The organism is Tannerella forsythia 92A2, from assembly GCF_000238215.1.
Lineage (GTDB): Bacteria > Bacteroidota > Bacteroidia > Bacteroidales > Tannerellaceae > Tannerella > Tannerella forsythia.
The window spans coordinates 2,847,488-2,873,035 of record NC_016610.1 but is presented as its reverse complement, the minus strand read 5'-3'; the positions used below and the strand labels follow the sequence as shown (position 1 = coordinate 2,873,035).

The following is a 25,548-nucleotide window of genomic DNA, read 5'->3' as shown; positions in this document are numbered from 1 at the left end:
ATCATGCAACGAACGGAAATCGCCACATTGGGAGAATTCGGTCTGATCCGCCATCTGACAAACGCTGTCACGCTAAGGAACAAGAGCACACTGAAAGGTGTGGGCGACGATGCGGCCGTACTTGACTACCGAGACAAGCAGACGCTCATCACGACCGATTTGTTGCTGGAAGGTGTACATTTCGACCTTACTTATACTCCTTTGAAGCATTTAGGTTATAAAGCGGCCGTAGTCAACTTTTCCGATATTTATGCAATGAACGGGCAACCGAAACAAATGACCGTGTCGGTCGGCATATCCAAGCGCTTTGCGGTAGAAGACCTGGAAGAGTTATATGCCGGTATCATGCTTGCCTGCGACGTGTATGGCGTCGATCTGGTAGGAGGAGACACCTCCTCGTCATTGACCGGACTGGCATTAAGTCTTACCTGTATCGGCGAAGGAGAAGTGGGAAAAATCGTTTATCGCGACGGAGCAAAAGAGACCGATCTGATATGTGTCTCGGGCGATTTGGGGGCTGCCTATATGGGGTTGCAGTTGCTCGAACGCGAAAAAAACGTGTTCCAAGGTGAAAAAGATTTTCAACCCGATTTCAGTGGAAAGGAATATATCCTTGAGCGGCAACTCAAGCCGGAAGCGCGCAAAGACGTGATCGCGATATTGGCCGAAGCAGGCATCGTCCCCACTGCCATGATGGATATTTCTGACGGATTATCGTCCGAATTGCTTCATATCACATCGCAAAGCGGAGTGGGATGCCGCATTTACGAAGACCGTATTCCAATCGATTATCAAACGGCAGTCATGGCTGAAGAATTTAATATGAATCTTGTTACGGCGGCATTGAACGGTGGCGAAGATTACGAATTGGTCTTCACCGTGCCGTTGTCTTACCATGATCAGGTGCAGGCTTTGAAAGGAATTAAAATCATCGGACATATTACGAAGGCCGCATTCGGAAATTGTCTTGTCGGGCGCGACGGCGGTGAGGTTGCGTTAAAAGCTCAGGGATGGCAGTCGTTTACCGAAGAGCGTCCGTGATTTTTTTTTTTGCATGCCTTAAAGACGACTTCCTGCAACTTGTTTCCGACACCGGAACCTCAACACTCCATGATTGTTTGACTTCATGAAAGCAGATAAAAGGTTTTTCATCTGCAATAAACATGTTTCTCTGTTGATAACTTCATTCCAAAGACCATTGTACATTAGGCGCTAATCTTTATCTTTGCAGCGTAAAAGATATCAAAAATCAACAGCAATGGCAGAAAATACACCTTTGGAAGAAAATAAAAAAAGCCTGAATTTCATCGAACAAATCATCGAAAAAGACTTGTCCGAAAGAAAAAACAATGGACGGGTTCAAACGCGTTTTCCGCCCGAACCGAACGGTTACCTGCATATCGGACATGCCAAAGCCATCTGCCTTGATTTTGGCATCGCCGAAAAATATCGGGGCGTGTGCAACCTGCGCTTTGACGATACGAACCCCACGAAAGAAAATGTAGAGTACGTCGATTCGATTCAGGAAGATATCCGCTGGCTGGGCTTTCGGTGGGAAAACATCTTTTATGCTTCGGATTACTTTCAACAACTCTTCGACTTTGCTGTTTCACTGATTCAAAAAGGGAAAGCATACGTCGACGAGCAGAGTGCGGAGGCCATTGCCGCACAAAAAGGAACACCGACGCAGGCCGGTACGGACAGTCCTTATCGTAATCGTCCGACAGAAGAAAGTTTAGACCTTTTTCTCCGCATGAATCGCGGAGATTTTGAGGAAGGTGCCATGACCTTACGGGCCAAGATCGATATGGCTTCGCCCAATATGCACTTCCGCGATCCCATCATCTATCGAATCATTAAGACGCCTCATCACCGGACAGGAAGAACATGGAATGTCTATCCGATGTACGACTTCGCCCACGGACAAAGCGACTATTTTGAAGGGGTAACCCATTCGCTCTGTACGCTCGAATTTGAAGTACACCGGCCGCTATACGATTATTTTATCGACTTGCTGATCGACAGCGAATGCGGAAAAGACGGCGATTACCGTCCGCGACAAACGGAGTTCAATCGTCTGAACCTGACTTATACCGTGATGAGCAAGCGCAAACTGCTTCAGTTGGTAAAAGAAAAGTTAGTAAACGGCTGGGATGACCCGCGCATGCCGACGATCTGCGGCTACCGTCGCCGAGGTTTCACTCCCTCCTCCATTCGCCGTTTCATCCATCTGATCGGTTATACGAAATACGACGGCATCATTGACGTAGCGTTGCTCGAACATGCTGTACGCGAAGACCTGAACGCTACGGCACGGCGTGTTGCCGCAGTACTCCGCCCCGTCAAGCTGATCATCACCAACTATCCCGAAGGACAGGTGGAGATGATGACTTCGGTCAACAATCCGGAGAACCCCGCAGACGGAACTCATGAGATTGCTTTCTCGCGCGAACTGTATATCGAGCGGGATGATTTTATGGAAGAAGCGCACAGAAAATACTATCGTCTGACCCCGGGGCAGGAAGTACGTCTGCGGTGTGCATACATCGTGAAATGTACGGGATGTAAGAAGAATGCGGACGGCGAAGTGGAAGAAGTTTACGCCGAATACGATCCGAAGACGAAAACCGGAATGCCCGACAGCAACAGAAAAGTAAAAGGTACGATACACTGGGTATCTGCCGCCCGTGCGTTACCTGCCGAGGTGCGTCTTTACGACCGTCTGTTTAACGTAGAAAATCCGGCCGAAGAAAAAGAAAAAGATTTTCATGAACTGCTCAATCCCGATTCGTTGCAAGTGTTGACCCACTGTTTCGTAGAGGAAGAGTTGGCACAGGCCAAACCTTATGATCACTTTCAGTTTCAGCGCATCGGATACTTCAATCTCGATCCGGACAGTCGTGATGGCAAACTGATCTTCAATCGCACGGTGTCGTTGAAAGATACATGGAGCAAAAAAGTAAACAGCTGATAAAAAAGACAATCTATCCATACTCATTTTTGGGGACGCATGACCTTATTGGAACGATATAAAGAGATGCACGAAAAAGGCACGGAAGCTTATTTCGATGCAGACGAAATCATTCAACTACTTGAATATTTCGAGGATGAGAATGATTTTGACGAATTTATTCGGGCGCTTGAGCTGGGATTAAAGCTGCATCCTGAAAATATTGGCATCAAAATCAAAGAATGTAAGGCTTATATTTATCGGGAAAAATATGCCGAAGCGTTGGAACGCATAAAAAGTATCGGTGATGATGACGATCCTGAACTTTTGCTGCTCAAAATGCAGTGTCTGTACGTCATGGATCTCCATCACGAGGCAGATGCACTCCTTGAGCAACATCCCGTAGATGAAGAGTTAAGAATGATCTACGAAGACCTTACTCCTCTCCTGAGTGAGGTCGGTAAAAATGAGGAGGCCTCCCGACTTGTCAAACATGCGATTCAGCTCTTCCCTGACAGTATCGTCCTTAAAGAGGAGCTTTGTTATCATGAAGAAATGACGGGGAATTTGCAACAAGCCCTGCAAATATGCAGGGAGTTGATCGATATAAACCCCTACAATGCAGATTATTGGTATATACAGGGACGCTTACTCTCCAATCTCGGACAATATGAAGAAGCCATCCATTCTTTCGATTTTGCACTTACTTGCAACGAAGATGATGTAGAAGTCAGATTATTACGCGCTTATTGCCTCTTCATGAATGAAAATTACGAGAAAGCAATCGAAGCCTACTTGGATTTGCTCTCGGACAAAAAAGATATCACCGACCATATCGAACCGATCCTGGCGGAATGCTACCTGAAAGCAGACGATTTCAAACGCGCCTATACTTTATTTAATAAGTTGCTTGGAAAGTCGGAAATACTCTCGCAAGTAGCACGGTATAAAACCAATCACCACATTTCCTCGCAAATGGATCAAAGGAGCGATAAGGTGGCTGAGTATATCTATAAAATGTTTTTTGCCGCCCAAAAAATGCAGGAAAACGAACAGCCTCCGGACACTTATTTTCTGCATGCACAAGATATACGTCTGCAAAAGCCTTTCCTTTTGCCTCCCGACGAATTGTCGGCGGAATTCGTAAAGAACAAACATCATCTGAATTAAAGATATGAATCGCACATTTAAAGATTATGCCCTGCTGACGCTCAAAGGCATCGGTATGGGGGCAGCCGATGTGGTACCGGGTGTTTCAGGAGGGACAATCGCCTTTATCGTCGGGATATACGAAGAACTTATTGATTCGATTAAGAGCATCAATTTAACTTCGTTGAAAATGCTTTGCTCCCTGAAATTCAGTCGCTTTTGGAAAGCCGTCAACGGAAACTTTCTGCTGGCCATCCTCTCCGGTATCGGACTCAGCGTTTTCTCTCTGGCTAAACTGATTACTTATTTGCTGGTACAGGAGCCGGTTCTGGTTTGGTCTTTCTTTTTCGGGTTGGTGCTGGCGTCGATCTGGTTTGTTTCGCGGGAGGTCGCTCAATGGAATGCAAAAACGGTGATCGCATTTGCAGCGGGCGCCGTAGCAGCATATGCAATAACCATCACTACACCTGCCGAAACTTCAAATGATCTATGGTTCATCTTTCTCTGTGGCGCCATCGCCATTTGTGCGATGATTCTTCCCGGCATATCGGGTAGCTTTATTTTGGTTTTGCTGGGAAAATATTTCTTTATCATGGATGCTGTCAAATCACTTAGGATAAGTGTTTTATTGGTTTTTGCCGGAGGATCCGTGATCGGAATTTCGTTGTTCTCACGTGCACTTTCTTATGCGTTGCATCGTTTTCACGATATCACCATCGCTATTCTGAGCGGCTTTATGTTAGGTTCATTGAATAAAGTGTGGCCGTGGAAAGAGACGATCGAGACGTACATCGATCGTCACGGGGTAGCCAAGCCATTAATCGAAACGAATATTTTACCCGACCGTCAGCTATGGGAAGCCATCGGACTCGCTTTCGCGGGATTTGCCATCGTATATCTGCTGGAACGACTTTCGCTAAAAAACAAAAAGGAAAAAACGGAGACACCGAAAACCTGATGTGTGTTTTTCCGAATTTCTTCAACGCATGTATAAAAAAAAGCTTTTTCTTTTTTTTTCGGAATAATTTTACAGGATTCTTGAACGATGCATGGGTAGTACGGTAAATTTCTGTATTTTTGTACGCTCAAAATCATCGTTGATTTTGGGAAACATATTACTTAACTATAAAAACAAAATTAAAAATGGACAAAGAGTACTACTATTTGAATGGGGACACCAAAACAGGTCCTTTCTCATTGGACGCTTTGAAAAGCGCTCCGATTAATCCGGACACCTTGGTTTGGAACAGTTCGTTACCGGATTGGGTGGCGGCACGTACATTGCCGGAATTACAAGACATGTTTGCCGTAGCAGAAGAGAGGTCGACTTCTTCGAATTATGATCAGAAAGAGCCGAAATATAACACGAACATTTCACAGAACGCAAATTATTCGACCACCAGCGGCACTTTCGGCAATTCGAACACGACTGCCCCTCCGATGCCGGAGAATTATTTGGTGTGGGCAATTCTCTCTACCGTTCTTTGCTGTATGCCGTTAGGTATTGTATCGATCATCTATTCCACGAAAGTAAACTCTGCTTATACGGCCGGAGACTATGCCGGTGCGGAAAAGGCCTCGAAAGATGCAAAAAAATGGGCGATCTGGAGTGCTATCGTTGCGGGAGTACTATGGGTCCTTTATCTTATATTCATTATTATCATCGGAGTAGGTGCTGCGATGAGTGGTGATCTGTAAATTATGGATGTGCGGAGTTCTTCAAAACGAAGGCTTCGCATCCATTGGCTTTATCATACATACACCATGTATCGTGTTCCTCGATATAAAATGATCTTCCGGATTTTCTTCTTTCTGGTTTTCCTGATCGCAATCTATGTCTATTCACACATTCATCCAAGCAGCTCCCCTCTTTTTCCCAAATGCCCGTTTTTGATGCTCACCGGAATGAAATGTCCGGGGTGCGGCTCGCAACGGGCTCTTCACGCTTTGCTTCATGCCGACATAAAAACCGCCTTTTCTTATAATCCCCTGCTTCTACTTTCAATACCGTATGTGATCCTGTTGGTGGGTGTTCGCATCTATCAACTCTTTAATCCGTATAGTACGCTGATTTTAAAAGTGCAGAAAAACCTTTATATCTGGATGTTTTTTGCCATCGCGATGATTTTTTTCGTCGCTCGCAATATTTTCAACTTCTAACTTGCTTTTTATTCTTTTTTTCGTAGTTTTGCATTCCAGTAGATAAAAATAAAGGATTTATGGCAAAAGTAAAAGGAATGGTAGTGGTCAACACAGAACGGTGTAAGGGCTGCAACTTATGTGTCGTAGCCTGTCCTTGCAATGTGCTGGAGTTGCATCCGCGGGAGGTCAATAACAAAGGCTATCACTATGTTTACATGAAAGAGTCGGACGCCTGCATCGGTTGTGCAAATTGCGGATGGGTTTGTCCGGACGGATGTTTAACTGTCTATCGAAAAAAACTGGATTAACACGATGGAAGAAGTAAGACTTATGAAAGGGAACGAAGCGTTGGCCCATGCAGCGATTCGTTATGGAACAGACGGATATTTTGGTTATCCAATTACTCCTCAGTCGGAAGTCATGGAAACACTGATGGAAGAAAGACCGTGGGAAACGACGGGTATGGTGGTACTCCAAGCCGAAAGTGAAGTTGCCTCAATTAATATGGTTTACGGAGGTGCTGCAACAGGTAAACGAGTCATGACCTCATCGTCCAGCCCGGGTATGAGCTTGATGCAGGAAGGTGTTTCCTACATTGCCGGATCGGATCTCCCTTGCCTGATTGTAAATGTAATGCGTGGAGGCCCCGGACTGGGAACGATCCAGCCGAGCCAGGCCGACTATTTCCAGACGGTGAAAGGGGGAGGACACGGCGACTACCGCTTGATTGCTCTTGCCCCTTCGTCGGTACAGGAAACGGCCGATTTTGTCGGACTCGGTTTCGATCTTGCATTCAAATATCAAACGCCGGCGATCATCATTACCGACGGTATGATTGGCCAGTTGATGGAAAAAGTGGTGCTTCCCCCATTCCGTCCGCGAAAAACGGAGGCAGAGATTGCGAAAGAATCACCTTGGGCAGCTACCGGAAAAACGGGCAGTCGCAAACCCAATATCATTACTTCTTTGGAGTTGGATCCGGTCATCATGGAAAAGAAGAACTTACACTTTCAGGAAAAATACAGCCGGATAATGAAAAATGAAGTACGCTATGAAGAATATAAATGCGAAGATGCGGAGTATCTGTTGATAGCATTCGGCTCATCGGCACGAATCTGCCAGAAAGCGATTGAAATAGCACGTGGTCAAGGATTGAGACTCGGTTTGATCCGTCCGATTACTTTGTGGCCGTTCCCAACTCAGGTGATTGCCCGTTATGCCGATAAAGTGAAAGGGATGCTTTCCGTAGAGCTGAATGCCGGACAGATGGTCGAAGATGTACGTTTAGCAGTGAACGGACGTGTCAAAGTCGAGCATTTCGGCCGGTTGGGTGGCATCGTTTTCACTCCGGACGAAATTCTGAGAGCAGTTGAAGAGAAACTGATGTAATTTAGCAAGTGATGAAACGAGGTGACCGATTAGACGAACTGTTTACCCTGCTGTTTATGGTGTTGACGATTGTAGCCGGCATCCTCTATTTTACCGTGAAAGATAGTCATTTGCCGTTCCTGATATGTGGAGGAATCGCTATTCTTTTACGCATAGTACAATATCTTATGAGATTTTTGGGTTAAAAAACTTACGGAATATTCAAAAATGGAAACAATAGAAATAATCAAACCGGAAAATTTGGTCTATAAAAAGCCCAAATTGATGAATGATAACTCCATGCATTATTGCCCGGGATGCAGTCATGGCGTTATCCATAAACTGATCGCCGAAGTATCCGAGGAGATGGGAATGGAAGAAAAGACGATCGGCATCTCACCTGTCGGATGTGCAGTATTTGCTTACAACTATATCGATATCGACTGGATTGAAGCAGCCCACGGACGTGCACCGGCAGTTGCTACGGCCGTAAAGCGAGTGAACCCCGATAAGATGGTCTTTACGTATCAAGGTGACGGTGACTTGGCTGCCATCGGAACAGCTGAGACAATTCATGCCGCTAATCGCGGCGAAAATATCGTGATTATTTTTGTAAATAACGCCATTTATGGGATGACGGGCGGACAGATGGCTCCGACAACCTTGGTTGGAATGCCTACGGCCACCTGTCCTCATGGCCGTGACGTGGGACTGAACGGATATCCTCTACGAATCGGCAATATACTGGCGCAATTGGATGGGACGTGTTTAGTTACCCGTCAAAGCGTACAGACCCCGGCAGCTGCCAAGAAAGCCAAAAAGATGCTGCGGTTAGCTTTTGAAAACTCCATGGCTCGCAAAGGTACATCGGTGGTAGAGTTTGTTTCCACCTGTTCTTCCGGATGGAAAAAGACACCGGTTGAGTCGAACAAATGGATGGAAGAACACATGTTCCCCTTCTATCCCTTGGGAGACTTGAAAAATGTATAACGATTAGTAGCAGACAAGATATGCAATACGAAATAATTATAGCAGGTTTTGGCGGACAAGGTGTGTTATCGATGGGAAAAATTCTCGCTTATTCGGGACTCATGGAAAATAAAGAAGTAACATGGATGCCTTCCTATGGTCCGGAACAACGTGGCGGAACAGCCAATGTGACCGTGATCCTGAACGACGAACGGATCAGTTCCCCCATATTGAACGAATACGATATTGCCGTGATTCTGAACCAACCTTCGATGGATAAATTCCAATCGAAAGTGAAGAAAGGCGGCATTCTTATTTATGACGGATATGGAATTCATAAGCCGGTCACACGCACGGATATCAATGTGTACCGTATTGATGCGATGGATACGGCTACGGAACTGAATATGCAAAAGACGTTCAACATGATCGTGTTGGGCGGGCTCCTCAAAGTCGTTCCGATGGTAAAACTGGAAAGCGTGCTTCTCGGTCTGAAAAAGACGCTTCCCGAACGACATCATACTTTGATTCCGGCCAATGAAGCTGCCATCAAAAAAGGTATGGAACTGATCCAAAAGGTGTGAATCGAAGGCATTGTGTCTATTTCATCCTGTACCTGTGCCTCGATTTGAGACACAGGTTATATGGTTTATTGTTATGCCTGCTGTGTGTAACGACTGCATTCGCACAAGAGCGATCGCGCAGCAGCGGCCGCAGGGGAGGATTCTCTCTTACGGCACGTAACGCGGCACAACTTCCGGACAGTTTATTCGTTCCCGATAGCGCCCATATCGGCATCAGACGCATCAACGGCTATCACTTGACCGAGAAACTGGGGGAACGGATTCTTGCTCCGATGGATACGAATCGTCTGAATACAGCAAACAGCACGTTAATGGAAGGGAGAGGAATAGCCGGCGCCTATACCGGAAATATCGGGTCACCCTGGCAGAGTCGTATCTTCAGCGAACGAAAAGAAGAACGCGATTTTATTTTTGCAGATGCTTTCGACGGAGATATAATTACTCCTTCTAACGGATATTTCTATGATGTTAAGGTACCTTATACACATATCTTATATACACGTGCCGGTGGTTCTACCAAACGTGAAGAACAGCTGAAAGGCGTGTTAACAAGCAATTTCGGGAAAAAAATCAATGCCGGTGTAGATTTTAATTATATCTACAGTCGGGGACAATATACGTCAAATAACAACAAACTACTCATTTATAGATTGTTCGGAAACTACTTATCGGACCGTTATGAGGCACACGTACATCTCCGTAATTTTAATTTCATCCAAAATGAAAATGGCGGATTGACAGATGACCGGTATATTACATCGCCGGATGATTTTGAAGACGGGCGTCGCGGGGTCGACAGCAAATCGTATCCGACACGGTTTACAAATACATGGAATCGTATCCGTGGTAAAAACGTTTTCCTTACGCACCGTTATAATTTGGGATTTTACCGCGAGATGACCGAGAGCGAAGCCAAACGAAAACAAGAAAAAGACGCTCAACGTGAAGCGTTGAAGAAACAGGAAGAAGAAGAGAAAAACTCAACCGGTCGTCCTGAAGAGCAGGAGGAAGCAGAAGATATTCATGCCAACGAAGTCTTCGTGCCTGTGGCCAGCGTTATTCATACCGTCGAATATGAAGATTTTCGCAGACGATTTATTTCCAAAGATATGGGGATCGATACGTGCTACGTGAACCGCTACGATACGGTCGGGCGTGTCCCCAATGATGTTTCGTCAGCATGGAATTTGAAAAATACGGTCGCTCTTTCGTTGCGTGAGGGATTTCAGGATTGGGCTAAATTTGGTCTGACGGCTTTTGTTAGCTTTGAGAAAAGAAACTTCAAAATGCCCGGAGACTCAGCTAAAGGAGCTATCCGCAACATGCAAAAGTACGATGAATATGCTACTTTTTTAGGTGCTGAACTCTCTAAACGACGCGGAAGTCTCCTCACCTATCAAGGACGCGGTGAACTCTGCGTGTTAGGTGATGATATCGGAGAGTTTCGCTTGACGGGACTTGTCAAAACACGGTTTCGACTCTTTAAAAAAGAGGCTTCTATTCAGGCAGACGGATACATCAAAAATTTGCGTCCCGCGTTTCTCCAACGTCATTACAGCAGTCGTTATTTCTTTTGGGACAAGGATCTGAAGAATACACAGCGTGTCTATGTAGGGGGAACTGTGGGTTGGGAACAAACGCGCACACGTTTGTCGGCTGGAGTTGAAAGCATTCAGAATCATATCTTCTTCAACAAACAAGGTCTTCCTGAACAATTTGGGAGCAATCTGCAGGTGATTACGGCGCGTCTACGACAAGACTTTCGATTCAAGGCTTTTGGATGGGATAACGAACTCGTCTATCAGACCAGCAGCAATAAGCAGGTCTTGGCTTTGCCTCAACTTTCGCTTTATTCGAATATGTATATAACGGTTCGACTTGCGAAGGTCCTGATGGTACAGATGGGAGCCGATGTGCATTATTTTACCGAATATTACGCTCCATATTATGAGCCGGCTACGCAACAGTTCATCAATCAGGATAACATTAAAATCGGTAATTATCCGTTAGTGAATGCCTATGTTAATTTTCATCTCAAACAGGCAAGATTCTTTGTAACAGGATATAACATAAGCAAATTATTTGCGTCTCCGAATTATTTTTCAATGCCTCATTATCCGATCAATCCTATGGTTGTTAAGTTGGGGGTAGCCGTAAAGTTTAATAATTGACGTATGTTCTCACGCAAATTACTCATTATCTATATAATCCTGTTGCTTATCGTATTAGCGATTATGGGGAGTTTGATACTTCGCATGAAGTTCAATATTTCACCTCGCGATTACTATGAAATCAAACAAGACGGCGTGCTGCGTATTGTTACGGAATACAATCAATCCGGCTATTTCATGTCGGGCGATACCTTGCAGGGATTTCAGTATGAATTGTGCAGGAAGCTGGCCGAATATTCGGGATTGGAAGTCGAGATACATCTTGAAATGAGCCTTGATAAGAGCTTTGAAGGTTTGGAAAACAACCGGTATGATGTCATCGCCCGTAATATTCCTACGACAACCGAACTGAAGAAACATTATTTGTTTGTCGAACCAATCGTATTGAATAAACAGGTATTGGTGCAACGTAAAGCCGCGATCAATCAAGGAATAAAGCCACTTCGTAACCAGTTGGAGCTGGCCAAAAAGATATTGTACGTACCCCAAAACTCACCCGCCATTTTGCGTCTGCAAAATCTTCAATACGAGATTGCCGATACGATTCATATCGTTGAAGAACCGCTTTATTCTTCCGAACAGTTGATCATTATGGTGGCCAAAGGAGATATTGATTATGCGGTTTGCGATCAACAGATTGCCCGTCTGTCGAAGAAACAATATCCCGAAATCGATATCGATACCGACATCAGTTTTACTCAGTTGCAATCATGGGCTGTTCGCAAGTATTCACCGGACTTATTGGACAGTCTGAACCACTGGTTTGCGCGGATGAGAAAAGACGGAACATTTGATCATATCTATCGGAAGTATTATCATGTCATCTCACCGGCGACAACGAAAATGCGCACTTCGGTCCCCATTTCAACGACAGACAGCAGTCATGCGAAAGAATCTGTTGGAACAGTAGAAGGCATGCCTCATGAAACGCTCAAGCCGGTATCGGAAGAAGAGAGCACAATGTATCCCGCGACTCCGGTGTCTCCGGTGTTTCCGGCAGAAGAAGAACAACCGAACAAACAATTATTTGATCAAACATATTCATATTGATTAACAGAACAACATGAGATTTGACGAACTGAACCTTGGTGATGCCGTATTGGATGGTCTGGAGGCTATGAACTTCCAAGAAATGACTCCCATACAAGAACTTTCCATTCCTCCGATATTGGAAGGAAAAGACATTATCGGATGTGCCCAGACAGGTACCGGAAAAACAGCCGCTTATGTGCTGCCCATCATCAGTAAGCTGAATGATGGGAACTATCCACAGGATGCCGTCAATGCGGTTATTATGGTACCTACCCGTGAGCTGGTACAGCAGATCGATCAGCAAATCGATGGTTTCACCTACTTTGTTCCGGTATCGGCTGTGGCCGTTTATGGAGGAACCGACGGCATCGCCTATGCTCAACAGGAGCGCGGTCTACAGATGGGAAGCGACATTGTGATTGCAACCCCCGGACGTCTTATCAGCCATTTGAATATGGGGAGTGTCGACTTGTCGCAGACGTCATTCTTTGTTCTTGATGAAGCAGACCGGATGCTCGATATGGGATTTTACGATGACATTATGCAGATTTATAAGAAACTTCCGCATGATTGTCAAATTATTATGTTTTCGGCTACGATGCCTCCTAAAATCCGGACCTTAGCTCAGAACATCCTCAAAGAACCGGAAGAGATCAAAATTGCCATTTCCAAGCCGCCCGCCTCTATCATGCAGACGGCATACATCTGCTACGAAGCACATAAAATGCCGATCATAAAGCAATTGTTCTCAAAAAAACAACCTGAACGCGTCATTATCTTTTCATCGTCGAAGATGAAAGTGAAGGAATTGACCGCCGCGCTCAAACGGCTTCACTTCAACGTTGCGGCGATGCATTCCGACCTGGAGCAAAGCGAGCGTGAGCAGGTGATGAAAGAATTCAGGAACGGACGTATCGGAGTACTTGTTGCAACGGATGTTGTTGCACGCGGTATCGATATCAATGACATTACACTTGTCATCAATTATGATATACCCAATGACCCAGAAGATTACGTACACCGTATCGGGCGTACGGCTCGGGGAACAGACGGCAAAGGACTGGCGATCACGTTTGTCTCACAGCAGGAGCAAGCGAAATTCAAAGAGATCGAGACGTTTTTGGAGAAAGAAATTTATAAGATCCCGCTTGATGCCGATTTAGGCGAAGCGCCTGCATACGAGCCTGAGAAATACAGCCGTTCACGTTCGCGTAGTCGAGGCGGACAGTCATCACATGGCAATCGCCATCGGAAAAGCGGAGGGCAACAGCAAGGCAACTTATCATCACGTCCGAAAGGTAATCGACGACGAAACAAACCTTCACAAAACCGACTGAACGGATAACTCCATGATCTGCTTTCCAAATGCTAAGATAAACTTAGGATTGTCCATTGTCGGGAAAAGACCGGACGGATATCATGACCTCGAAACGATTTTTTATCCGGTTCCGCTTTGCGATGCCTTGGAGATTGTTGGGGCTGAAACCGATTCTCTCCGATGTTCCGGGATGACGTTGGATTCGGACTCGGAGAATAATTTAGTACTCAAAGCGCTCCGATCATTACGAAAAAAATATACGATTCCACCGTTAGCCGTTTATCTCAGAAAAGCGATTCCTTTCGGTGCAGGATTGGGTGGAGGATCGGCTGATGCTGCTTTCATGCTGAAGCTGGTCAGCGAATATTACCGGCTGTCGGTCTCGGACGATGAATTGGAAGAAATAGCGTCCGGCATTGGAGCAGATTGCGCATTTTTCATCCGTAACCGTCCCGTGAAAGCATCGGGAATCGGAAATATTTTCGAACCCATCGATTTGTCTCTCGGCTCATACACATTATACATCGTTAAGCCGGATGTATTCGTATCGACCAAAGACGCATATTCTATGGTAAAACCGTCGCAACCGATGCATTCATTGGACGAAATTATTCGACTCCCCGTATCGGAGTGGAAAGATGTCTTAAAGAATGATTTTGAAACGAGTGTCTTTTCGCACTTCCCGATGATCGGAGAAATTAAAGATGAACTCTATGCTCAGGGAGCTGTTTATGCTTCTATGTCAGGTTCAGGATCAGCCGTTTTCGGATTGTTTGAACATGATATTTCGCTTTCCTTCCCCGGTTGTTTCGTATGGAAAGGAAAAACCAAATGAAGGCCTATCGACTCACCGACTGGCTGCCGACAACTAAAAAAGAAATGGAAATACGCGGCTGGGACTGTCTGGACGTGATCCTTTTCAGCGGCGATGCATACGTTGATCATCCTTCGTTTGGTGCTGCGGTAATTGGGCGTATACTCGAAGCCGAAGGGCTGCGTGTGGGGATTGTTCCGCAACCCGATTGGCGAGGAGACTATCGGGATTTCAAGAAATTAGGTACCCCCAGGTTGTTCTTTGGAGTCTCTCCGGGGGCGATGGATTCGATGGTCAATCATTATACGGCGAACAAACGTTTGCGTAGTGATGATGCTTATTCTCCCAATCATCAACCGGGATTACGTCCTGATTATCCGAGTATTGTTTATGCAAAGATCTTGAAAGAATTATTTCCGGAAGTACCTGTCGTCCTCGGTGGAATCGAGGCATCACTGCGCCGATTGGCACATTATGACTATTGGCAAGACCGACTGAGACCGGGTATTTTGGCAGACAGTCCGGCCGATCTGCTTATCTACGGAATGGGAGAAAAACCTATCTGCGAACTGGCACGACTCCTTAAGCAAGGCATTCCGTTTCAGACGATCAGGGACATCCCACAGACAGCGTATATCACCCCTCATCATGAACCTGTAGGAACGGAAGATATCCGTCTGTTTTCATTCGAAGAATGTTTGAAGGATAAACGTAAGCAGGCACAGAATTTTCGCATCATTGAAGAAGAATCGAATAAACACGAAGCATCGCGGATGATTCAGCAGACGGGGAAACGGTCTATTGTTGTCAATCCGCCGTATCCTCCGATGACGACTGCCGAAATCGATGCCTCGTTCGATCTGCCTTACACTCGTCTGCCGCATCCTAAATATAAAGATAAGGTCATTCCCGCTTACGAAATGATCAAATTCTCCGTTAATATCCATCGCGGATGTTTCGGTGGATGCGCGTTCTGTACCATCTCTGCGCATCAGGGGAAATTTATTGCTTCGCGCAGTAAAGAATCTGTTTTGCGAGAGGTGAAGGCTGTCACAGAGATGCCCGGTTTCAAGGGGTATATCAGTGATCTAGGCGGGCCTTCGGCCAATATGTACCGGATGAAAGGCAAGGACGAACATATCTGCCGGAAATGCAAAAAGCCATCCTGTATTCATCCCGTCGTATGCAAAAATCTAAATGCCGATCATGCTCCTTTGCTCGAGTTGTACAGGGAGGCCGATAAAGTGCCCGGTATCAAGAAAACGTTTATCGGAAGTGGCGTACGGTACGATTTGCTGTTGCATCCGTATGATAACGAAACTTTACGTACAGCGGCGCGGGAGTACACCGAAGAACTGATCAAGCATCACGTATCAGGACGTCTGAAAGTGGCTCCCGAACATACCGAAGAAAATGTATTGAAGGTGATGCGAAAACCTTCATTCGCACAGTTCGAAACATTCCGTAAAATATTTGATCGCATCAACAAAGAGAATGGCTTGAAACAACAACTGATTCCATACTTTATTTCAAGTCATCCCGGATGTTCGGCTGTTCATATGGCAGAGTTAGCTATTAAAACGAAGCGGCATAACTTTCATCTCGAACAGGTTCAGGACTTCACTCCTACTCCCATGACGGTGGCAACGGAGATTTTTTACACCGGCTTTCATCCTTACACGCTCGAGAAGCTCGAATGTGCCCGAACGAAAGAAGAAAAACTTGCACAGCGTCAGTTTTTTTTCTGGTATCAACCCAAATTTCGTTCCCGAATCATGCGCTATCTACGCAGTATAAAAAAAACGATCTGATACAGAAACTCTCGAAAGGTTGAATGGAATGGACAACAATTATTAACTTATTCTGGTTCCACTGTTTTTGCCCAGTGAGGTGGCTTTCGTAATAATCACTTCTTTCACTCCGGCATCGACGGCTTTGAAGGCGTTCTCCAGCTTGGGAATCATCCCCCCTTGAATGATTCCATTTTCTTTGTATGTGTTGAATAAGGTCCGATCCATCAACGGAATCACACTCTCTTCATCGTCCTGGTTGCGCAAGACGCCATCTTTCTCGAAACAGTAAATTAAGGTCACGTCGAATCGGTTGGCCAGGGCTTTAGCCAGTTCGGAAGCGATTGTGTCGGCATTTGTATTGAGCAGTTGACCGTTCATGTCGTGGGTAATCGGTGCAACGACGGGTACAATCTTCTGCATAAGCAACATGTGTAGCATGTCGAGGCGAACCTCTTTTACATCACCAACAAAACCGTAATCCATCTGCTCGACCGGTCGTTTGACTGAACGTACTATGTTCATGTCTGCTCCCGTGAGCCCGATAGCATCAATGCCTAAGGCCTGTAAGCGTGCCACCACGGTTTTATTGATCCATCCGGCGTACACCATAGTCACGATTTTGAGCATCGCAGCATCCGTAATACGCCTCCCTTCGACCATTCGGCTTTCTATCCCTAATTGTCCGGCTACTTCCGTCGCCATCCGACCACCGCCGTGAACAAGTAATTTCAAACTATTAATCTTCGAAAAATCAGCAAATAATCGGTTCAGCGAGGCCTCCTCTTCAACGATCTTCCCTCCTACCTTGACTAATATTAATTTCTGCATCCGATTTTTTTTTCGCCAAAAATACAAAAAAACGAAAAGAATAATGTACTTTTGCGCCTGCAAGTTTAATCGTGCGGCAGTAGCTCAGTTGGTAGAGCATCAGCTTCCCAAGCTGAGGGTCGCGAGTTCGAGTCTCGTTTGCCGCTCTAAACTTAAACAAATGGTAATCAAAGGTTTTACGAGTAATCGTAGAACCTTTGTTCGTTTTCAGGGGGTAGCAAAAACAAACGAAAACCATGATATGTTTGAAAAATTACGCTTGCAGAAACATCCATAAAAGCCTTGAACCTTTCCATAAATGTTTTATGATCTGTTTTTATCTTGTTTACAGATACTCACATCACGGCTTTTGACAGAGTGTCTTTTATGAATGCGTTCAGTGACAACCCTGCGCTTTGGGCAGTCGCCGCTATTTTGGCGTGCAAATCGGAGGGGATTCGGATATTGAAATTACCACTGTAAGATTTGTGCAGGGGTATATTATGCTCCTTACAATGGGCTATATAGTCATCTACCCCATTCTGAAAATCTTTTTTTAGTTCGGAGAGTGTGCTACCCTCATAAGTTATCATTGTTTTTGCATCAAGCCCCAAGACTTTGCCGTATAACGTATTGTCTTTAAGTTCGGCTTCTATACTTCCTACAAATCCTTTATAACGAAGTGTTTCCATTTTTTATATCAGTTTGTTATTTATTAAATATCCAAGTATGTCCTTTAGTGCTTTTTCTTTGATCACACTCGAGGGGTGTGGCTTATGGGCCAAATATTGCATTTATTGTTTTTTATTGTAGAATTTGATTCGCGATCCGGAGGTCTTCCCTTTACTCTCCACCTCAAATCCTAAGTAGGCGAATAGACTTCGTAGCTCGTCAAAAGTAAAATCTTTCGGGAGCTTGCGTATTCTTTTTACGAGTTTTTCTTTTTGGCTCATACAACGAGGAACTAATTTTCAGTTGCAAAGATACAAACTTTTTTGGAAAGCGCCTACTGTTTCCTGCTATATCCGTTTGGTTGAAAGGTTTTCCCCTCGTAAATCCCTGAACACGCTTGTTCTTCCATACCTTTGCTACAAAAAAACAGAACATCGTGATACAGTACATGAAGCAATACCTGGATTATGCGCATCACGCATTCCGGCTTCACCTTGCAATCCGCATGGCAGACATCAAACAGAAAGCATACAACAGGCGATACTTTGTCATGCCTATAGAAATCTCAAACGGCAAAGGAAAACTGGTCTCCGTCTCACGGAAAGAAGCTGTAAAGCTTCGCCGGATGAAATGGCTGTGTCCTGTCCTGAAAAAGGTTGACAGTTGTTTTGTTCTTATCGTTTCTTTTTTCTTTCATGATTTACGCCACTTTTGATACATGTACTTGTTCTGAGGTAAGTAGATTCAAAGCCCAATGCGAAGCGTTGGGGAAAAGGCATCACATCCCGTCGGAAGGCTGTAAGCCTGAGGAAATAAATGTTGAGTTGTTTATTGTTTAGTTGTTGAGATGTTGAATTGTTGAGTTGGCTGAACGCTGACGGCTGAATACTAAACAAACATCTCAACAACTAAACGTCCGATTACACACGATAAAAATTCACAAAAGAGCCGATAAGTTCAGACAAAAAGAGAAAATCAAACAGCCAAAAATAGGGATAACAAGACAAAAAATACCAATTATTAGGGATTGTCCATAACCACATAACGACCGTCCTTTGCACTCACAAAAAGTTCATTTAACATACGAAATGGAATGGAAAGGATAAAGGTAATGAAAAGAACATGGAAAATCGGTATGACGGTGGGGGCTGTCGTATGTATGATGTTGTCGTCGTGTTATGATAAAATCGATGATTTCGATATTTTATCCGGTACGGAATATGTCATCGAAAGAGGAACTGATACCACCATTTATATCCAAACGAAGGGTTTTAATAGAATCAATGGCATTATTATTGATACGGACGAAATTTACTTTATATATCATAAAAAAAAATATCCGATACATAACTCATATGATTCATTGTTATATGTAACGTATTTTCCTGAACCTGACACAATTTTCGTAAAATCAATAAATTCAAGTTTCATGTATATTACGAATTTATCCGATAATCCGAAAGATAATCAGCCTGTATATAAAGCAGAAATCAAAAACAAACATACTTCCGGAGCACATCAAATAACTTTATTGTTAATGAGTAAAATGGCTGGCCATCGAATACATTTCAACATTAAATAAATTTAAATTAAAACAGTTATGAAAATGCGAACAATTTACTTATTTAGTCTGTCTCTTGTTATTACTTTTATCTTTTCCTCTTGTAAGGATGATGATGTAATAACTCATGATCAAGTAAAGGAAAAGCCTTCTCTTTTGACAGAAGCTAACAACGAGAACTATTCTTTAGACGAAGCAAAAAAGTTAGCTAATGATTTCTTCAACACCTTAGATGGTGTAAATAAATTAAAATCGGGCGAAATAAATACGATTCTCTCATCCAGCACACATACAATAAAGGCTTTAGACAGCATTAATTTGTATGTTTTTAATTACAAAAAAGGTGGATTCGTCATCATAAATCCGATTAAAAGACACAGTTCAAGAATTCTTGCATTTTCGGAAAAAGACAATTTACCAATAGAAAAACTCAACTCAGGCGTCTTATCTCTATGGAAAGACTATACGATGGAGTGTCTTTTAAAGCAAGAAATCGCAGATAAGAATGCTCCGAAGTTACGTTCTTTGATTAATAGACCATTCCCTGAGTACATAAAAAAACTACTAAAAATAAAGGTCGGCTCTCTGACAGAATCACAAAGAAGAGAAATACTTAACTATTTACACGACACAGACGTAACAAAAGTCTTTGCTGAACCGATTATAAAAACAAATTGGCACCAGGACTTTCCTTACAATGACAATTGCCCTCATCATTACCCAGCCGGATGCGTTGCTATATCAGTGGGACAGATACTTAATCACTATAGAAAATGGGATGGCGAGAGTTGGAATTGGGACAAAGTTAACCGTAGTGAAAAGCCGGAAATAAGTAGGTTCGTTCGAACTGTAGGAAGTGGAGTAAAAATGACCTATCACAAAGGTGGTAGTTACCCGGATTGGGCAAATCTAAATTTTATTACAGATTTAAACTATAGAGAAGTTACTTTTCTAAAAAAAATTGGATATGATGCCAAATCATATAATTTACCAAATAAGGCTTATATTCTTTTTGACGAACTCAAAGAAAAACGGCCTGTCATTATGAGCGGATTCAAAAAACAGGTTATCATCCCACTTGACGGACACTCATGGATAGCTGATGGATTAAAAACATTAACACGTGGATACATTATGGACCGCACAGAAGTTGCAGAGAGAGGATTTGATTTCAATTTATTTCCATATGAAGATATACCTGTGGGAAAAATTTTAAATGAGAGAGAAGATGATTATTTCCATTTTAACTTTGGATGGGGAGGTACCAATAATAATTGGTTTTTATATACCTTTGTAAGATTCGAATCTATTGATTTTAACACACATCTAAAGTTTGTAACTGTACAAAAATAATATATCCTTCAGATAAAAAACGTACATCCATCACACGAGAGGATAGCGAAGAGGCCGGATCGAAAATTGCTGTTTCAATCCGGCCTCCATGTGTTCACCTTCCTTTCCGTATAGGGCGGGCACTTCCCCGCCCCGTTGCTTGCGGTCGTTTTTTCTTACGGCTGCTCGTCTTTTTTCGTGCCGGCGCGACGCACGAGCAGATCGGCATAGCGTTTGCGTATGACGTTTATTCCGCTTCGGCAAGATATGGCTCTTCCTTTGTTTACTTGTTTTTTGTCGGTTGTATACTTGTTTTATATTGGTTTCCGAATCGGTCGGTGGCTACGATTTCGACGGTCGATTGCCGTGAGGCGGGCGTCGCCCGAAACATGTGCGCCGTTTTAATCGGTGCTATCCATTTAAACCTCAACCGCTCTTTGTCGGCACACATGGTTACGACTTCGGGATCGATGCCGTCGAAACGGGTCATCTCGCCCTGACGGCGTCCGTCCTCGTACCATTCGACCTTCCATCCGGCATCCCAGTTCCAGATGTTCACCGTCACGTCGTCGGGAAATTCCGTATTGGCTCCGACCGGAAAACCACGCATCTGATAGTCGCGCGGATGACCGGCGCTCTTGAAATACCACGTTACCCGGTCGCCGTCGACCTCGTACACCCCGTAACCGAGCGGCGTACCGTCGAGGCAATACGCTCCCTGCCACCACGTACCGCAGATGGCCGCCGTGTTATGTTCGTACAGTTGTGGCGAGTGTACGATATTCTTATTGTAGTGCATGTGTCCGGTCAGGATATGCGCCTGATAAGGCTTCAAGAGTTCGAACAATCCCTGCGCGTTGATCGTTTGTCCGCCCATTTGCTCGTTCGAATACGTGAAGGGTTCGAGGTTCTCGGCCAGTCGCGCCGGAATATGCATCGCCACGAAGACGGTACTTCCCGCAGGCACATGCGACAAATCCTGCTCCAACCAGCGAAACATTTTTTCAGTGATATAGCCCATGTAGAAATGATCGCGGCCGATGTAAAAAACATTGTCGAGTACGATATAATGTACTTTGCCACGGTTAAACGAATAGTAGGCCGGCCCGAAATGACGGGTATAGGTGGCTGTCGACAGTTCGTCGGTGCGGCCTCCGTAGTGCATGTCGTGATTACCGAGCACGCGGTAGAACGGTACGCCCGTGCGGCTCAGCTCGTCGATGTATCGGTTATAAAGCTGCGGCTTGTCGCCCACGAGATCGCCGCAATCGATGCCGAACACATCACCCTGCCTGTACGCGTCGATGGTTTGCCGGCAATCGGCGACGATATCGACGTACGAGGCGAAATTCTCTTCGCTGAAAAACTGCGGATCGGCATGTACGACGAGCAAATGACGCTGATCATCCTTCGGATTCCGGCGGAGGGTAAAGTCATGCCGTTGCGGCTTCGCGCGGTCGATCGCCCGATAGAACCGTGGAATGCCCGCACTGTCGGGGGGCAGATACCCCGCCGGCGTCGATACATAGACGAACTCGGCCGTCGGATCGGTCACGGGCAAGACGTAACGCCCCTCGCGATCGGTCGTCACACACGTTTGTCCGTCGGTAACGACAACGCCCGACACTCCTTTTCCTTCACACGTCACACGGCCTTCGACGGCCGCCTGCGCCGAGACTTCCGGACAGTTCCATCCTCCGCCAAGCACGACGCACCCTAATACATACACAAAAATTCGTTTCATACGTTTCTTTTTTTCTTGAAAATAAATTCCGATCGTAATAAAAAATGTGTTCTGCTACTTACTGCTGTTTCCGGTAGCCAGCCGGATACCTTCTTTGGCATAGTTCCACTGATTGGCCAGTTTCAGATGGATCATATCGAAAAGGAAATATCCGTCGCAAGCGTCCATGCAAGCTTTGACGGACTTCACAATGGCCTCGTTTTCCTGCGCGGGCGTAGCTATATTTTTCAGGTCCCAGTTACCCACATCGGGACCACCGGCCACCATCGGACAATCCTTTCGGATTTTCTCTTTTGCCAAACGGCAAAATCCTTCCATTGTCCACTCCGTACTTCCGTACACCTTGAGCGGCGAGGCGTAAGCTCCGATCAGCATCTGATCCATCAAGTCGGCATACCCGTACTTGCGGTATTCGGCCGAAGCCCAGCGGTAATCGGAAGCGGAATATTTCTTGCTCGCCCAGTTGACACCCACTTCGTAATAAATAGAGTACCATCCGCCGACATATACGCCGAACTTCACCTTCGGATTCGTGTCTTTAACCGCTTTACGGGCTTTCGCCATAAAATCGTGCATCACTTTAGCACGGAATTCAAGCCATTTCTTAAAATAAGGAGGATAAGACGTCATCTTGTTTATATTGGCCATCGTAGCGCCTTTAGGCAATATATCGTCGGGGAAATTGTTTACTTGCTTTCCGATATAAGCCTCGAATTGTTTGCGCGTCAGATCGGAGAAATCGGACTGAATACCGTCGAAGCGTCCCCGGTCGAGAAAAATCCCGTCCAAATCGTATTGAGCAAGGTCTTTCAGCAAGGCGCACAAGTAGTCTTGCACTTCGGGGTTTACGGGATTAAAAAATTTGGTGTTTCGCTGACCGTTATTCAAAGTATTCGTAATACCGGAAGCAAGATTTTCGGAGGTTGCCCAGTTCTTTTTCGACGCATCGCGAAAAAGGATGCCTTCCGCTCCCAGCGAAGTGCTGTTGCCGCCGGTCATGGTGTTGAACCCGGCATGTACTTTCAAGCCCAAGCGGTGTCCTTCGTCGATAAAAGCCTGAAGATAGTCCCACGTTGCCTTCCGTTCGATTTTCGTATACGTACCTTTCACCCAAGCTCCCAGCCAACTAACCGGTTTGGAACCGGGCACGGAAGAACGAAAGAGAAGGTCTCCGCTGGTCGGACGCACATCCACGACCACGTCGGTAAAACCGGCGTCTTTAGCAAGCGCCAGATCACGGGCAATGTTCTCCTTGCTGTCGGCAAAATCGGGGAAATTGGCGGCCGCATCGATCCAGATAAAGCGGGGTTTCTCCGAAGCCGGCGTGACATCGGGAGTGTCCGGTTTTTTCGGCCATTCCCAGGGCAATTCTTTCTTTTTTTCTCCACAGGCGGAAAGAAACGCAAAAATAAGCAGTAATAAATAAGCGTATGGATATTTCATCATAAAACATAAAAAAGGAAGGGACATTGAATCCCCTTCCCCGTAAAAACAATTTATAATTACATCAGTTTACTTACATCGATACAATCGAACTCATAAGCATCGACCCCTCCATTCGTGCCAAAGAGATACAACACCATTTTCAATCCGTCGGCAGAAACTTTCAGATGAATGTCTGCCGTTGAGTTTGCGTTGTTGTCGGTCGGCAACGAAGGTGATTTATATACGAGCGCATTATCTCCTCCGATGCTCGAAGGAACCGTCACATCGAAAATGAAACCGATTGCATTCGCTGCATAGAATTGACTGCCTAAAGCAAGGTAAGCAGCTCCGTTAAATACCGCTAAATCGAGTGCATGGTTCACATGCTCATCTATTCCCAGACCGGTTAAGTTTGCTCCGGTATTCAGCGTTCCGTCTGCATTGAAGAACCCGACGGCATTCACAGGACCGTAACCGGCAATAAACAAACCTTTGTTCAAATCTTTCTCTATAGCGGCCACATCGGCGACAAAGTTCCATTTAATCTTCGTCTCATCGGCCGTGTACACCTGCGGTTCCTGCGACTTCAATATGCCACCGGTTACCGTCCAGTAAAGGACATCGCTCGACTTATCGGAAGGAGCGAAAATGATCGCATCTCCATCCAGACTTCCGGTAACAGACATTCGGCGTCCCGATACAGGAGCATTTTTGAATTCAATGTACTTCTCCGGCCCGGCCGTATCCTTTATTCTGTAGATCGTCAACGTTCCTCCGGCTTTGTTGTTGTAATTCGAGATAAGCAAATTATCATGATCATCATTCGTAATGAAGAAGTTCCCCAGACTGGATTTGAAAGGCAACGAAATAGTACCGACCTTTTTACCCGTAAAACGGTCGACATACGTCAAATCGGAATTCCGTGCATTGATAAACACATACTTGGAAGATACGGCGATACCGGTACTCCAATGATTACCTTGATTAATCCCGATATCGGAAAGACGAATGCTGAACAGCTGCTTAGCACTTTCTTTACGCAATCCGTACGGAATCTTATCGGGAATAAGAATTTGCACCGTATATTTCTGTGTCGATCCATCATGAGCCGTTACCGTATATTCCACCGGTTTACTGAAATCCTGCGGCAACGACGGATCGGGAGAAACCGTAGCATGCGCCGATACCTTGAGGGTCGGTACCATGTTCGAGATATCCAATCCTCCGGAAATAAGTCCGATCATTTTCTTATCTTCGAAAATAATCCCTTGTATTCCTTTAGAAAGCGAAAACTCGGTGATCATTTTCTTGGAACTCTTCCGACGTTCTCCTTTGACCGTCAGTCTGGCTTTCGATCCATTCGGGGAAATAACGGTAATCTGATGTTCCTTCGTCAAATCAAAGATACCGCCTAATCCCGGTTCTACGGTCACATTATTCGGTAAGGAAGCATACAGCTTCATCTTCGTCAGATCCGTCTCGTTGTTGCTGTCTTCGGGATAGAACCAGGGAACAACAAATGTCAACACATCTCCGTCGTTATAAGGAGCGGCTTTTTCGGGATAAAAGTCTCCCGACCCATCGGAGAATTTAACATTAAATCCGTGTGCTCCGGCCGAAGATTCATCCATCACCAACTCCTCGGGAGTTTGGCAGCCTGTTAATGATAAGGCTATGCTGCACAATATGCTAAAATAAATATTTTTCATCTTTCTTT

Annotated in this window: 23 protein-coding genes, 1 tRNA gene and 1 pseudogene; 20 read left to right on the top strand and 5 right to left on the bottom strand. The window is 45.1% G+C overall.

Going from position 1 to position 25,548, the window contains the following annotated elements; translation table 11 throughout:
• The 16 genes and pseudogenes from thiL (at window position 1) to BFO_RS11640 (ending at window position 16,308) form a co-directional block, all read left to right on the top strand.
• Window positions 1-1,041: a thiamine-phosphate kinase gene (thiL, locus tag BFO_RS11710; protein WP_087879713.1), complete on the top strand. Its 1,041-nt coding sequence runs from the start codon at window positions 1-3 to the stop codon at window positions 1,039-1,041.
• Window positions 1,042-1,258: 217 nt separating this feature from the next.
• Window positions 1,259-2,971: a glutamine--tRNA ligase/YqeY domain fusion protein gene (locus BFO_RS11705; RefSeq protein WP_014225958.1), complete on the top strand. Its 1,713-nt coding sequence runs from the start codon at window positions 1,259-1,261 to the stop codon at window positions 2,969-2,971.
• A gap of 66 nt (window positions 2,972-3,037) precedes the next feature.
• Complete coding sequence (locus tag BFO_RS11700; RefSeq protein WP_157755320.1) at window positions 3,038-4,120, top strand: tetratricopeptide repeat protein; 1,083 nt, start codon at window positions 3,038-3,040, stop codon at window positions 4,118-4,120.
• 4 nt (window positions 4,121-4,124) lie between these two features.
• The gene (locus BFO_RS11695; protein ID WP_014225956.1) at window positions 4,125-5,057 is read left to right on the top strand and encodes a DUF368 domain-containing protein; all 933 of its coding nucleotides are present in this window, start codon (window positions 4,125-4,127) and stop codon (window positions 5,055-5,057) included.
• Between the two features lie 185 nt (window positions 5,058-5,242).
• Window positions 5,243-5,797 carry a CD225/dispanin family protein gene (locus BFO_RS15170; RefSeq protein WP_014225955.1) on the top strand — a complete coding sequence of 185 codons (555 nt, stop codon included), beginning with the start codon at window positions 5,243-5,245 and terminating at the stop codon, window positions 5,795-5,797.
• Window positions 5,798-5,800: 3 nt separating this feature from the next.
• On the top strand, window positions 5,801-6,259 hold the full coding sequence (locus tag BFO_RS16705; protein WP_080561822.1) for a DUF2752 domain-containing protein: 459 nt from the start codon (window positions 5,801-5,803) through the stop codon (window positions 6,257-6,259).
• Between the two features lie 59 nt (window positions 6,260-6,318).
• Window positions 6,319-6,549, top strand: coding sequence for a 4Fe-4S dicluster domain-containing protein (locus BFO_RS11680; protein ID WP_014225953.1), 231 nt, complete (start codon window positions 6,319-6,321; stop codon window positions 6,547-6,549).
• Between the two features lie 4 nt (window positions 6,550-6,553).
• On the top strand, window positions 6,554-7,630 hold the full coding sequence (locus BFO_RS11675) for a 3-methyl-2-oxobutanoate dehydrogenase subunit VorB (protein WP_014225952.1): 1,077 nt from the start codon (window positions 6,554-6,556) through the stop codon (window positions 7,628-7,630).
• 11 nt (window positions 7,631-7,641) lie between these two features.
• Entirely contained in the window at window positions 7,642-7,815 is a 174-nt protein-coding gene (locus BFO_RS15885; protein WP_014225951.1) for a hypothetical protein, read from the top strand.
• A gap of 22 nt (window positions 7,816-7,837) precedes the next feature.
• A complete protein-coding gene (locus BFO_RS11670) occupies window positions 7,838-8,599 on the top strand; it encodes a thiamine pyrophosphate-dependent enzyme (protein ID WP_014225950.1) in 762 nt (253 codons plus the stop codon).
• Between the two features lie 20 nt (window positions 8,600-8,619).
• Window positions 8,620-9,162, top strand: coding sequence for a 2-oxoacid:acceptor oxidoreductase family protein (locus BFO_RS11665; RefSeq protein WP_014225949.1), 543 nt, complete (start codon window positions 8,620-8,622; stop codon window positions 9,160-9,162).
• Window positions 9,159-11,333, top strand: coding sequence for a putative porin (locus tag BFO_RS11660; RefSeq protein ID WP_244262914.1), 2,175 nt, complete (start codon window positions 9,159-9,161; stop codon window positions 11,331-11,333). The genes BFO_RS11665 and BFO_RS11660 overlap by 4 nt, the downstream gene beginning before the upstream one ends.
• Before the next feature lie 3 nt (window positions 11,334-11,336).
• Window positions 11,337-12,149: pseudogene (locus tag BFO_RS11655) on the top strand (transporter substrate-binding domain-containing protein); the annotation flags it as partial.
• Between the two features lie 247 nt (window positions 12,150-12,396).
• Window positions 12,397-13,710: a DEAD/DEAH box helicase gene (locus tag BFO_RS11650; protein ID WP_014225946.1), complete on the top strand. Its 1,314-nt coding sequence runs from the start codon at window positions 12,397-12,399 to the stop codon at window positions 13,708-13,710.
• 4 nt (window positions 13,711-13,714) lie between these two features.
• Entirely contained in the window at window positions 13,715-14,518 is an 804-nt protein-coding gene (gene ispE, locus BFO_RS11645; RefSeq protein ID WP_014225945.1) for a 4-(cytidine 5'-diphospho)-2-C-methyl-D-erythritol kinase, read from the top strand.
• Window positions 14,515-16,308, top strand: coding sequence for a YgiQ family radical SAM protein (locus BFO_RS11640; protein WP_041591350.1), 1,794 nt, complete (start codon window positions 14,515-14,517; stop codon window positions 16,306-16,308). The genes ispE and BFO_RS11640 overlap by 4 nt, the downstream gene beginning before the upstream one ends.
• Window positions 16,309-16,350: 42 nt before the next feature.
• Here BFO_RS11640 and argB read toward each other — a convergent pair whose 3' ends face one another.
• Window positions 16,351-17,118 (bottom strand): acetylglutamate kinase, encoded by a 768-nt coding sequence (argB, locus tag BFO_RS11635; protein ID WP_014225944.1) that lies wholly within the window; start codon window positions 17,116-17,118, stop codon window positions 16,351-16,353.
• A gap of 73 nt (window positions 17,119-17,191) precedes the next feature.
• Between argB and BFO_RS11630 the strand changes: the two genes are divergently transcribed.
• Window positions 17,192-17,264: transfer RNA gene (locus BFO_RS11630), tRNA-Gly, on the top strand.
• Between the two features lie 189 nt (window positions 17,265-17,453).
• Here the strand turns inward: BFO_RS11630 and BFO_RS11625 are convergent.
• The gene (locus BFO_RS11625; RefSeq protein WP_014225942.1) at window positions 17,454-17,789 is read right to left on the bottom strand and encodes a type II toxin-antitoxin system HicB family antitoxin; all 336 of its coding nucleotides are present in this window, start codon (window positions 17,787-17,789) and stop codon (window positions 17,454-17,456) included.
• Between the two features lie 416 nt (window positions 17,790-18,205).
• Here BFO_RS11625 and BFO_RS11615 point away from each other — a divergent pair, with 416 nt between their 5' ends.
• From BFO_RS11615 to BFO_RS11605, 3 genes are all read left to right on the top strand, one after another.
• Window positions 18,206-18,484 (top strand): hypothetical protein, encoded by a 279-nt coding sequence (locus BFO_RS11615; protein WP_014225941.1) that lies wholly within the window; start codon window positions 18,206-18,208, stop codon window positions 18,482-18,484.
• A gap of 396 nt (window positions 18,485-18,880) precedes the next feature.
• On the top strand, window positions 18,881-19,351 hold the full coding sequence (locus tag BFO_RS11610; protein WP_140230632.1) for a hypothetical protein: 471 nt from the start codon (window positions 18,881-18,883) through the stop codon (window positions 19,349-19,351).
• 18 nt (window positions 19,352-19,369) lie between these two features.
• Window positions 19,370-20,683, top strand: coding sequence for a C10 family peptidase (locus BFO_RS11605; protein ID WP_041590909.1), 1,314 nt, complete (start codon window positions 19,370-19,372; stop codon window positions 20,681-20,683).
• Between the two features lie 262 nt (window positions 20,684-20,945).
• Here the strand turns inward: BFO_RS11605 and BFO_RS11600 are convergent, their stop codons facing one another.
• Genes BFO_RS11600 through BFO_RS11590 form a run of 3 tightly spaced genes read right to left on the bottom strand, consistent with a single transcriptional unit; the run spans window position 20,946 to window position 25,540 of the window.
• Window positions 20,946-22,406, bottom strand: coding sequence for a calcineurin-like phosphoesterase C-terminal domain-containing protein (locus BFO_RS11600; RefSeq protein WP_014225936.1), 1,461 nt, complete (start codon window positions 22,404-22,406; stop codon window positions 20,946-20,948).
• A gap of 54 nt (window positions 22,407-22,460) precedes the next feature.
• Window positions 22,461-23,852, bottom strand: a complete 1,392-nt coding sequence (locus BFO_RS11595) for an alpha amylase family protein (RefSeq protein ID WP_041590908.1) — start codon at window positions 23,850-23,852, stop codon at window positions 22,461-22,463.
• A gap of 56 nt (window positions 23,853-23,908) precedes the next feature.
• Window positions 23,909-25,540 (bottom strand): DUF5018 domain-containing protein, encoded by a 1,632-nt coding sequence (locus BFO_RS11590; protein WP_157755318.1) that lies wholly within the window; start codon window positions 25,538-25,540, stop codon window positions 23,909-23,911.
• Window positions 25,541-25,548: the final 8 nt, after the last annotated feature.

Excerpts from the sequence above, each read along its gene's own strand:
- BFO_RS11705 (WP_014225958.1), top strand. The coding sequence starts at position 1,259 with ATGGCAGAAAATACACCTTTGGAAGAAAATAAAAAAAGCCTGAATTTC.
- BFO_RS11700 (WP_157755320.1), top strand. The coding sequence starts at position 3,038 with ATGCACGAAAAAGGCACGGAAGCTTATTTCGATGCAGACGAAATCATT.
- BFO_RS11695 (WP_014225956.1), top strand. The coding sequence starts at position 4,125 with ATGAATCGCACATTTAAAGATTATGCCCTGCTGACGCTCAAAGGCATC.
- BFO_RS15170 (WP_014225955.1), top strand. The coding sequence starts at position 5,243 with ATGGACAAAGAGTACTACTATTTGAATGGGGACACCAAAACAGGTCCT.
- BFO_RS16705 (WP_080561822.1), top strand. The coding sequence starts at position 5,801 with ATGGATGTGCGGAGTTCTTCAAAACGAAGGCTTCGCATCCATTGGCTT.
- BFO_RS11680 (WP_014225953.1), top strand. The coding sequence starts at position 6,319 with ATGGCAAAAGTAAAAGGAATGGTAGTGGTCAACACAGAACGGTGTAAG.
- BFO_RS11675 (WP_014225952.1), top strand. The coding sequence starts at position 6,554 with ATGGAAGAAGTAAGACTTATGAAAGGGAACGAAGCGTTGGCCCATGCA.
- BFO_RS15885 (WP_014225951.1), top strand. The coding sequence starts at position 7,642 with ATGAAACGAGGTGACCGATTAGACGAACTGTTTACCCTGCTGTTTATG.
- BFO_RS11670 (WP_014225950.1), top strand. The coding sequence starts at position 7,838 with ATGGAAACAATAGAAATAATCAAACCGGAAAATTTGGTCTATAAAAAG.
- BFO_RS11665 (WP_014225949.1), top strand. The coding sequence starts at position 8,620 with ATGCAATACGAAATAATTATAGCAGGTTTTGGCGGACAAGGTGTGTTA.
- BFO_RS11650 (WP_014225946.1), top strand. The coding sequence starts at position 12,397 with ATGAGATTTGACGAACTGAACCTTGGTGATGCCGTATTGGATGGTCTG.
- ispE (WP_014225945.1), top strand. The coding sequence starts at position 13,715 with ATGATCTGCTTTCCAAATGCTAAGATAAACTTAGGATTGTCCATTGTC.
- BFO_RS11640 (WP_041591350.1), top strand. The coding sequence starts at position 14,515 with ATGAAGGCCTATCGACTCACCGACTGGCTGCCGACAACTAAAAAAGAA.
- argB (WP_014225944.1), bottom strand. The coding sequence starts at position 17,118 with ATGCAGAAATTAATATTAGTCAAGGTAGGAGGGAAGATCGTTGAAGAG.
- BFO_RS11625 (WP_014225942.1), bottom strand. The coding sequence starts at position 17,789 with ATGGAAACACTTCGTTATAAAGGATTTGTAGGAAGTATAGAAGCCGAA.
- BFO_RS11610 (WP_140230632.1), top strand. The coding sequence starts at position 18,881 with ATGAAAAGAACATGGAAAATCGGTATGACGGTGGGGGCTGTCGTATGT.
- BFO_RS11605 (WP_041590909.1), top strand. The coding sequence starts at position 19,370 with ATGAAAATGCGAACAATTTACTTATTTAGTCTGTCTCTTGTTATTACT.
- BFO_RS11600 (WP_014225936.1), bottom strand. The coding sequence starts at position 22,406 with ATGAAACGAATTTTTGTGTATGTATTAGGGTGCGTCGTGCTTGGCGGA.
- BFO_RS11595 (WP_041590908.1), bottom strand. The coding sequence starts at position 23,852 with ATGATGAAATATCCATACGCTTATTTATTACTGCTTATTTTTGCGTTT.
- BFO_RS11590 (WP_157755318.1), bottom strand. The coding sequence starts at position 25,540 with ATGAAAAATATTTATTTTAGCATATTGTGCAGCATAGCCTTATCATTA.